Genomic DNA, 10269 nt, shown 5'->3' with positions numbered 1-10269 from the left:
AGCACAAATAAACGGCACAGTAAAGCTGGTCTTTCAGCCGGACGAAGAGGGATTTACCGGTGCAAAATCCATGCTGGCTGCCGGTGTATTAAACAATCCCAAGCCGCAGGTTGGCATGGCATTGCATGTCAATTCCGGCACACCGTCCGGTCTTGTTCTGTGCGGACGCGGAACGTTTATGGCAGGCTGTACGTTATTCCGCATTCATATTCACGGTGTTGGCTGTCATGGAGCCATGCCGGAAACCGGCGTCGATCCGCTAAATATTGCCGCTCACGTCTATCTTTCTCTACAAGAGCTGATTAGCCGAGAAATCGCTGCCAAGCAGCCTGCGGTTGTGACGATTGGCCATATGCAGGGCGGGCAGGCTCCCAACATCATCCCTCAGGATGCCATCTTAGAAGGTACGATTCGCACCTTTGACCGAGAGCTTACCGCGCACATCATGCAGCGCATCGAGACGATTGCGCAATGCACTGCACAGGCATTTCGCGGCAGTGCAGAAGTGATCGAGCTTGCCTCTGCCCCTCCGCTCGTCAATGATCCAGATTTGGTCAATGCCATGGGTGACCTTGCTCAACAGCTTGTCGGACAAAAGGCAGTATATCGTCTGGATGAAGGCGGCATGGGTTCAGAAGATTTCGCTTCGTATACCTATGAACTGCCCTGCGCCTATCTATTGCTGGGTGCCGGTACACCGAATGAAAATCCGTTGTACGGCAAGCCGATGCACAATGAAAAAGTTGTCTTTAACGAGGATGTTCTCCCGTTAGGTGCCGCCCTGCACACATGGTGTGCACTAAACTGGCTAGCACAATAACACAGATAAAAATCCGGCAGTTTTTTCTGCCGGATTTTTTTGTCTCTGTTGTACTCAAATTGTATCATCGCGCAAGGCATCAATGATATTTTCCCGCTTGATTTTGCTGGTGGCATACAGCATTGTCATACATACAATGCAAAATACACCGACAATGCAAACCGTCATGCTTTGCCACGGAATATGATAGAGCAGCTGATCGCTCTTTTCCGCAGTAGCCATCAATCGGTAAATCCCCCAAGAGAGCACGCCGGAAATCGGAATGCCAAACAATAAAGTTTGTATGCCGTAAAACAGGCATTCAAACCGCATCATTCGATTAAATTCCCGCTCTGCCATGCCCATTGACCGAAGCATAGCCAATTCTCGCCTGCGCAGCTGAATATTCGTTGAAATCGTGTTGAATACATTTGCCGTCGCAATGAGGGAAATCATGCCGATAAAGACATACGCAAACAGATTGATGACAAATGTCAGACTGCTGAATTGATCTGTTGCCGCCGCCATGTTCATTAGTGTATATTTTCCCTGTATATCCTGCCTGCGAGCAAGTGTTTCCTGTATCGCAGACAGAGATTTCGACGGTTTGCTGCTGTTTATCAGTATTCCGAGAGATTGCGTTGTGTATAGTCCTTGGAACTTCGCTTTTTGACTGACAGGAATCGTTACAAACAAAATACTGCTTGCGTCTTGCATCTCGCTCAAATTCAGGGTATCTATCGGGTATTCGTCTTCCATCGCAGCCTGAATCGATACCTTTTTTCCGGTTTCTCCCATCAGTGTAAATGGGATCGTCTGTCCACTCAGAAAAACCTGCTGCTTTTTGATATCGCAGAGCACAGCACTATATTTTGCGTGATCTCCCTGATACTGAGTCAAATCCCGATGATTTTTCTTGAGGAAATCTGTATATATATCGTCCTCAATAAACTGCAAACAAACGCGAATCGTTCCGTTCTTCATCGTATGTTTGGCAGCATCGGCAGGTATCGCTGTGCTGGAAGCTGTGCACACAGCATTTGCCTGCCATGTACTGTCTGTGACAAACGGTTCTTTCTTTATTTTGCGATAAATTTGGAGAAATTTTGTCTCGTCTAGCTCATTGGTTTGGAAGATAATATCTGCATCGCCCACTTGATTCAGATTCAAATCACGAATTTGATGGACAACACCGATAAACGAACTGCTGGATACAAACAAAACCACACTCAAGGACAGGGATAATACCACACTGCGATACCGATGTTTGTTACGGCGGAAATTTTTCAGTGCCAGCATCCCCTCCACGCCCAAGAGCTTCTGCACAAACGGCGAAGTCTTCATCAAATGATTTTGAATGCTAATCACGTTATTCTGGCGCAGACAATCCATGACCGAGATAGACGCTGCCTTTTTCGCCGGAATATACGCAGAAATCAAAATGGTAATTAAGCTGACACATGCCGCCGCAAGCAGTGCCGGAACAGAGACCGTCAAATGCAGACCGACGCCGCTGTGCCCTAATGCTAATGCAACAGCAAATTGCTTCGATAGAATCGGAAGCAGCACCGCGATACCGCCAACGCCCGCCAGCATTCCAATCGGTATTCCGGCAAGACCGATACAAACGCCTTCAAACAAAACCGAATGACACAACTGTTTTTTCGTCGCGCCGACAGACATCAACATACCGATCTGATGCATCCGCTCATTCAATGAAATCTGAAACGAATTATAAATCAGAAATACCGAACCGACCATAATAATCGCCATGATAATTCCGCCGACCGCAAACAGCAGCATTCGGAATCCTTGGCTGCCAGCTGTACCATAAAACCGCAGGATATTTTCATTGAGCACATATTCTCCCGCATGTTTATGGGTTTCTGCGAATTGGTTACTGTGTGTCGGATGTTTTAGCTGAACAAATACACTGCACGAAGCATCCGCACGAATCGCATGAACCCGCGTAATCACAGTATATCCCGGCGCTTCGTGTTCCTCATAACCCGGACGTTCATAGGTACCAACAACGGTATACTGTTTCTGCACAGTCTGCGACAGTGTTTCTCCCTTTGTATAGGCATCGTGCTGCGTGAAACGTTTTCCGTCTTTTTCTCGATTGCCGACAGATACGGTGAGCGTTGTTCCTACAGGAATCTGTACGCCAGCTTCGATTGCCACATGTTCCGGAAGTAAAATCTCTGTATCATTTTTTGGCAAACGGCCAGAAATCAGGGAAATCGGCAGCATTTGCTGCGTCTCATCGGTAAATCCCACAACAAACAGATATGGCTTTTGTTCGCTCTTTGCGCCGTCCAGCACAGCATAGCCAATATTTTCAAAGCAAGCTACTTGCTCGACTTCTTTATCTTGCTCTTGCTGCTGCATAAATGCCGGAGCTGTATCGGTAAATTCCACATGCCAGTTTCCGGTTTTTGCAGCGGAATTGTCAATCAAATATTGCAGCAGCGTCATGCCGAACGTCGTGACAGCGGTAAACAGTGCCGCTGACAACGCCACACCAATAATCGTCACCAGTGTGCGCGTGCGATTCTTTTTTAATCCCTGCCATGCGATCTTGTGAAAGATATTCACGCACGAGCCACCTGCCTCTCATCCCGCACGATACGGCCGTCAGCAATCGTAATGATGCGGTCTGCCTGCAACGCGATACTCTCATCGTGCGTGACAATAATCAGCGTCTGATGGTACTTTTTGTGGCTCTCTTTCAGCAGCTGCACAATCTCTTTGCCGTTGCGGCTGTCCAGCGCTCCCGTCGGCTCATCCGCCAGCATCACAGCCGGTGCATTCATCAGTGCTCTGCCAATGGCTACTCGCTGCTGCTGTCCGCCGGAAAGCTGATTGGGCAAATGATCCCGCCGATCCTGTAAACCCAACAGCTCCAGCAGTTCTTCCAGTCGCTGTTGATTGACAGTTCTTCTGTCCATAAGCACCGGAAGCGTGATATTTTCCACGACATTGAGTGTTGGAATCAGGTTATGAAACTGATAAATCAGTCCTACCTGCCTGCGACGAAAAATCGCCAGTTTTTCTTGGTTCTGTGCGTAGACATCCTGCCCGTTCAAGAAAATTTTTCCGCTGGTCGGCACATCAACACCTGCGATCGCATGTAACAAGGTCGATTTTCCCGAACCCGAAGAACCAATAATCGCTGTGAAGTCATTTTTCTCTATGCTTAGGGAAACATGATCCAGTGCGGCGACCGCATTTTCGCCCTCTCCGTAGATTTTACATACATTCTCTACTCGTAAGAAATCCATATATATGAGCCTCCTTTTTGTTTGGTATGCTCATAGTATACCGTGTGTACCTTACACCTCCGTGACTTTTCGGTGAGAGATCTGTCACTTTGGGAACCGGATGGAAAACACCGCACCGCCGTCTGGATGGTTTTTTGCTTGAATCGTACCATTTTGCCGCAAGAGTATTGTTCGGCACAGTGCCAACCCAATGCCATATCCCGATGTCTGTGTCTTTGTACTGCGATAAAACCGCTCAAAAATGTGCGGTAAATCTTCCGTAGAAAATCCCGGTCCGCTGTCATGCAGCTGAATTTCCGTATACAAAACCGTATCTGTACAGATGATTTCCAGTTTGCCGCCGTCGTGCATACTCTCTATGGAATTCTTGAAAATATTTTGCAGAGCTTCTGACAGCCAACCAAAGTCACCGGTAATCATCGCTTGCTCCGGTATATCTAGGCTTGTTTGAATCTCATGCAAATCCATAGAGAGAGAAAACGGACGCAAAGATTCCTGTATCAACTGTTTGACTGAAATCTGCTCCGATTGAAATTCCACAATTCCTGCATCCAGCCGCGACAATTTGAGCAGAGCAGTAATCAGCCATTCCATCTTTCGATATAATTTCTGTGTTTCTCCCAGCAAAGAACGGCGTTTTTGCTCCTCCATTGGATTTTTCAGCAACGCAAGAATGACATTGGCAGAGGTCAGCGGCGTGCGCAATTGATGCGCAATATCCGCCATAGAATCCGCTAAATGCTGTTTCTCTCTGCGCAAGGCATCATTTTGTTCTCGAATCCGCAGCGTCATTTTTGAGATCTCACTCTCTAAGATGGCAAGTTCTCCTTCTTCCTCGCTGCAAATATACATTTCCTCTTCCTCATGCAAAATGTGATCGATGCGTTCCGCCATTTCTGTCAGACGTTGATACCGCGCCTTGGTAAATCGCGCAAAGACAACGCCTAACCCAATCGCTGTAACAAGCACGAAAACACCAGCCATCGGATGAATCCAAAAGCCAATGCCAACCAAAACCGTTGTGATCCCAGCAGAAATTCCTATAATTTGTTTGATTTCACGATTCCGAAGCATGATCCCCTCCCAAACGATACCCCAATCCTCGAACCGTTACAATCATTTGCGGATGCGATGGATTCTCTTCAATTTTTTCCCGCAGACGTTTGATATACATGGTCAAGGTATTATTGGTCACAAATTCTCCCGATGCATCCCACAATTCATCGAGCAGACGCTCTCTCGTCAAAATACTGTTTGGTTCATTGATAAATGCTAACAGCAGCCGATACTCCAAAGCAGACAAAAAAACATCCCGCCCATTCTTTTTTACTACGCCGGACGCTGTATCTACTGTCAAGGAACCCATGCTATATACGGTCGGCATACGCCCAGATTTCCGCAAAGCTGCCTGAATGCGTGCTACCAATTCTCGCGGGCGAAACGGTTTGATAATATAATCATCTGCACCAAGATTCAGTCCGGTGACAACGCTGGCCTCGTCTCCGGAAGCCGTTAAAAAGATAACCGGTATGTCCTGTCGATGTTTCATCTCTGTGCAAACTGCAAACCCATTTCCATCTGGCAGAGAAATATCCACCAATGCCAGATCAAACATTTGCTTGTCCAGCATAGCAATGGCTTGTTTTTGCGTATTGACACAAGTGACAATATATCCCTCCGTTTGCAGCAGCAAGCTGAGATTTTTTGCAATTGCCGCATCATCTTCAATCAAAAAGATTCGTTTCATATGCATTTCCTTTCTCTATCTTGCTGTCATTATACTGCGGCCTTTGATAGAATACAAGGTATACACGCAAATGCCTAGAATAACAATCATTCCTCCAACGACTTGGTTTTCTGTCGGCATTTCTCCGAAAAGTTATCCGGCATATCCAAAGGATTCTCCATACGACCATCGTGTACTTACAGACAGATGATTTTACTCATACAGCGCATGATACAGTTTTAAAAACTTCTCATCGCGCTCTTTGGTCGCTTGCTGTGCTCGATCTCCGGAATAGTCATAAAATCCCGCGCCGGTTTTGACGCCATACTCTCCCGCTTCATAATGCTGTTTCATGAGTTCCGGCACCTCTTTGGAGTCGCACAAATCTTTCATCAAGTAGCTGCTGATATGATAGAATGTGTCAAGTCCGCCGAAATCAGAAACTTCTAACGGACCAAGGCAAGCATACCGAAATCCCAATCCGTATTTCATGACATCGTCAATGCCTTCTTTGGAAATCACGCCTTTCTGCACCAAATCCAGCGCTTCGCGCAAGACGGCAAACTGCAAGCGATTTGCCGCAAAGCCTGCCACATCGCGATTGACAATCACCGGTTTCTTGTTGATTGTAACGCTCAGCTGATAAATCGCTTGAGCAACGGCATCGTCTGTCTGATCTCCCTTGATAATTTCAATCAGCGGAATCAAATGCGGCGGATTGAACCAGTGCATACCGATAAATCGATTTGCCCCTTGCACAGATTTTGCCAAGGTATTGATAGACAAGCCCGATGTATTGGTTGCGATAATCGTATCCTCTCGGACAAGCGAGGAGATTTTTTCATAAAACGCTTGTTTGATTGGCAAGTCCTCCGCCAAATTCTCCACAACCAAATCACAGGATGAAAAGCAGTTCCACTCCGTGGTATACGACAGTGCACCGAGCAAATGTTCCGCTTCTCTCTGTGTCAACTCTCCCGCCTGCATCAACGTCTGTACATTTTCCTCAATGCGTTCCTGCGCCTTTTGCAAAGTTACTTCCCGATGGTTGTAAATCACAACGCGATCGTGATATTTTGCAAAAATCTGTGCCATGGAAGATCCCATGGTTCCGGCACCCGCTACGACAATGGATTGTATATTCATGGTTATTTTCCTCACTTTCTACAAGTATCGTATCATAAAAAACAAACATTCTCAAGAAAAAAGGCCTGCCTGCTCCCGAAGGAACAGACAGGTCTCTTTTTAGGGAAAGGATTCTTATCTGATAGGAAAGGAATCATGTATGTCTAACAGATGCCAGTATCTGTTAGCAGCGTAAATTAGGATGCCAAGTTGTGCAGCATCACTGCGGTCTGTGCACGGGTTGTGTTGCCGCGCGGGTTGAGCAGAAGGGTTCCGTCTGCCTGCTTATCGCCGGCAATGACGTGATTCTGTACTGCCCAAGTAACAGCCGGAGTTGCCCAGCCGGAAACTGCACTTGCATCAACAAAGTTCAGTTCGCCGGAAGCTGCCGGTTTGCCAGCTTCTGCGTACAGGAACTGTGCCAGCTGCTCGCGAGTAACTGCTGCGTTCGGTGCAAACATCTTGTCACCAACGCCGCCTGCAATGCCGTTTTCAGCAGCCCACTGTACAGCCTTATAATACCACTGATCCTTTGCAACATCAGTAAATGCCTGTGCATCACTGACAGTCGGCTGACCTGCACGGTTGTACAGAATCTGTGCAACCTGTGCACGAGAGAGCTGTGCGGTCGGTGCAAAAGTCTTGTCTGCTACGCCAACCATCGTACCTGCCTCACGTGCTGCATATACAGCATCGGTATACCAAGTATCAGCCGGTACGTCGGTGTAATCGCCCTCGAAAACAGAACCAGTCAGTACAGAGCCTTCTGTTGCTGCAAAGACACTGCGCTTTGTTGCAGAACCGGTGAAATCACAGTTCTTAAAGGTCAGGTTCTTGCACTTGGACAGGCTGTCTGCTGTAGTGCTGCCAGTCATGCTGACATTTTCCATCGTCAGACCATCAACATTGGTCATCTGAAAATTCTGTTCGCTGCCGACAAAGCTGGAATTGCGGATGGTAAAATCAGAAATGTAGCAATCCGGTGTGCCCGGTTCTACGGTGCAGGAATCAGCAATGCTGCTGACATCAAAGCCGTTGAGCTGGAGTGCGTACTTGCCGCCCTTGCCTGCTTCATTTGCAGCATTGACGGATACATTTTCAAACAGTACATTCTTGAACTGCGGAATGTATGCCTTATAGTCGACGCCAAAGGCTTCCATGCGCTTGACTTCATTCTTGATGTCGTAGTTCAGGTCAACCAGAATAACCGGCTTGTCGCTCTTTACCATCTTGACATGGTCGTTGCGATAGTATACATTTTCAATCGTGCCGCCACGGATGTAGTTGGTCTTGAAGCGATATGCTGCTTCCAGATCATCACTGTTCATCTCGTTGTTCTCAGAGAAGATGTTCTTGACACCAGCGGTGATTTCCGAACCGATGGTTACGCCGCCATGGCCGTCAACGAAGGTATTGTTTTCCAGTACGATGTTGAAGCTCGGACGGTTGATGCGCAGACCATCTCCGTTTCTGCCGGACTTGATTGCCATGCAGTCGTCGCCAACATCAATGGAGTTGTTGCGGATAACCATATTGCTGGTGCATTCCGGATCGCAGCCGTCGTTGTTGTGCAGGTGGCTGTTAATGGAAACGCCGTCAACCAAAACGGTATCACACAGAACTGGATTGATTTCCCACATCGGAGAATTCTTAATCGAAACGCCTTCAATCAGGACATTCTGACAGTTATACGGCTGAATGAAGTTCGGACGAAGGAAGCCGTCATCTGCACCGCTCCACTCTTCGTGCTCGGATTCGCCGTACTGACGCTCAGCAACCGGAACATTGGTCTGGCCCTGGCCATACACCTTGTTGACTGCTGCGTTCTGTGCTTCAATAGTGGTACCATTTGCATAGGTACGCTTCTTCTTCCACTGCTGCCATACCATGGTCTCCGGATGCTCGCCGTCACCAACGCTTGCCTGTCCATCCAGTGTACCCTCGCCAGTCAGTGCAATATTCTTCTTGCCGTATGCATAGATCAGTGGAGAATAGTTCATCAGCTCTACGCTCTCAAAACGAGTCAGCGTCAAGCCCTTCTCGTCAACCGTATCGCCATAAACTTCCTTCATCAGATCGCCGCAATACAGGCTGGTATCTGTGGTAAACTTCAGAGTTGCATTTTTCTCAATGCACAGATTGACATTGTCTTCCAGATGAATCGGTGCGGTATAGAATACCTGACCATCTACTGCCGGAACAACAACGGTGCCGCCGCCAGCTTCGCTGACGGCCTTGATTGCCGCATAAATTGCCTTGGTATTGGTCTTTGCCAGCTCTGCTTCTGCCTTTGCATCTTCTTCGGACTTCTTATAGGTGCCCTCTACAATATCAAAAACAGCGTGCGGCTGTGCGCCGTACTCTACGATGCTCACCTTGCGCTGTGCAAAGATGGCACGCATTTTCTCAACCGATGTATCCACATGGCTGCTAATCTTATCAGCATACTGCCATGCTTCCGTAGAATCGGCAAATGCAGTCGTGTCATTCAAGTTCAGCCCTTCAGCTACCTGATAGGTCAATAGATTATCGCTGCCTGTGTTGTCATCAGCAGCAAATGCCGGAACAGCCATGCTGCCAGCCATAACAGCCATACTCAGCACGCCTGCGATACACTTGCGAACACTCGACGTAAGATTCTTTTTCATAACTCTTTTTCTCCATCATATCTCTTTACGTTCTTTTTCGGCGGCAGGTTCCTGAGCCTGCCGCCATCCAGTGAAAAAGAAAGATAAATAAGGTAGGTATGTTATCTCTGGACTCTGCCGGAACCATCGCCGCCTGCGAGCTTCTCGACTTCCTCCACGGTAACGCGATTGTAATCGCCTTCTACAGAATGCTTGAGTGCAGAAGCTGCAACTGCAAATTCTACGGCATCCTGTGTAGACTTGCCATTCATCAGGGCATAGATCAGACCGCCGCCGAAGCTGTCGCCGCCGCCAACACGGTCGGTAATGCGCAGATGATATTCCTTAGAGAAGCAGTAGTTCTCTCCATCGTACAGCATTGCTGCCCAGTCATTATCGCTGGCAGAGATGGAAGTACGCAGCGTGATAGCTACCTTCTCAAAGCCAAACTTGTCAGCCAGCTGCTTTGCTACAGACTTGTAGCCTGCCTTGTTCAGCTTGCCGCCGTAAATATCGGTATTTTCTGCCTCGATGCCGAATACATCCTTTGCATCCTCTTCGTTGGAGATGCAAACATCTACATACTGGCACAGATCGGTCATAGCGGCACGTGCTTCCTCACGTGTCCACAGCTTGCCGCGGTAGTTCAGGTCGCAAGAGATCTTGACACCGCGCTCCTTTGCTGCCTTGCATGCATCACGGCAGATT

8 protein-coding genes are annotated in these 10269 nt (G+C 47.9%); 1 reads left to right on the top strand and 7 read right to left on the bottom strand.

Going from position 1 to position 10269, the window contains the following annotated elements; translation table 11 throughout:
- Positions 1 to 820 (top strand): M20 metallopeptidase family protein (locus tag ACR0P9_RS03435; RefSeq protein WP_432617440.1); only part of this gene is annotated, 820 nt, incomplete at its 5' end.
- A 54-nt stretch (positions 821 to 874) separates the two neighbouring features.
- On the opposite strand, the gene ACR0P9_RS03430 is transcribed toward ACR0P9_RS03435, so the two are convergent.
- The 7 genes from ACR0P9_RS03430 to ACR0P9_RS03400 form a co-directional block, all read right to left on the bottom strand.
- The gene (locus ACR0P9_RS03430) at positions 875 to 3397 is read right to left on the bottom strand and encodes an ABC transporter permease (RefSeq protein ID WP_432617439.1); all 2523 of its coding nucleotides are present in this window, start codon (positions 3395 to 3397) and stop codon (positions 875 to 877) included.
- Positions 3394 to 4083 carry an ABC transporter ATP-binding protein gene (locus ACR0P9_RS03425; RefSeq protein ID WP_432617438.1) on the bottom strand — a complete coding sequence of 230 codons (690 nt, stop codon included), beginning with the start codon at positions 4081 to 4083 and terminating at the stop codon, positions 3394 to 3396. The genes ACR0P9_RS03430 and ACR0P9_RS03425 overlap by 4 nt, the downstream gene beginning before the upstream one ends.
- Positions 4084 to 4167: 84 nt before the next feature.
- The gene (locus ACR0P9_RS03420) at positions 4168 to 5157 is read right to left on the bottom strand and encodes a sensor histidine kinase (protein WP_432617437.1); all 990 of its coding nucleotides are present in this window, start codon (positions 5155 to 5157) and stop codon (positions 4168 to 4170) included.
- Positions 5141 to 5830 carry a response regulator transcription factor gene (locus ACR0P9_RS03415; RefSeq protein ID WP_432617436.1) on the bottom strand — a complete coding sequence of 230 codons (690 nt, stop codon included), beginning with the start codon at positions 5828 to 5830 and terminating at the stop codon, positions 5141 to 5143. Before ACR0P9_RS03415 ends, ACR0P9_RS03420 begins: the two co-directional genes overlap by 17 nt.
- 192 nt (positions 5831 to 6022) lie before the next feature.
- Entirely contained in the window at positions 6023 to 6955 is a 933-nt protein-coding gene (locus tag ACR0P9_RS03410) for a 3-hydroxyacyl-CoA dehydrogenase family protein (RefSeq protein ID WP_432617435.1), read from the bottom strand.
- Positions 6956 to 7131: 176 nt separating this feature from the next.
- Entirely contained in the window at positions 7132 to 9582 is a 2451-nt protein-coding gene (locus ACR0P9_RS03405) for an S-layer homology domain-containing protein (RefSeq protein WP_432617434.1), read from the bottom strand.
- A 101-nt stretch (positions 9583 to 9683) separates the two neighbouring features.
- Positions 9684 to 10269, bottom strand: a 586-nt coding sequence (locus ACR0P9_RS03400; RefSeq protein WP_432617433.1) for a PfkB family carbohydrate kinase, incomplete at its 5' end; no start/stop codon positions are given.

The sequence above is a fragment of the Butyricicoccus sp. genome (genome assembly GCF_050872565.1).
In the GTDB taxonomy this organism is placed as follows: Bacteria; Bacillota; Clostridia; order Oscillospirales; family Butyricicoccaceae; genus Butyricicoccus_A.
This window is presented reverse-complemented; position numbering and strand designations above follow the sequence as displayed.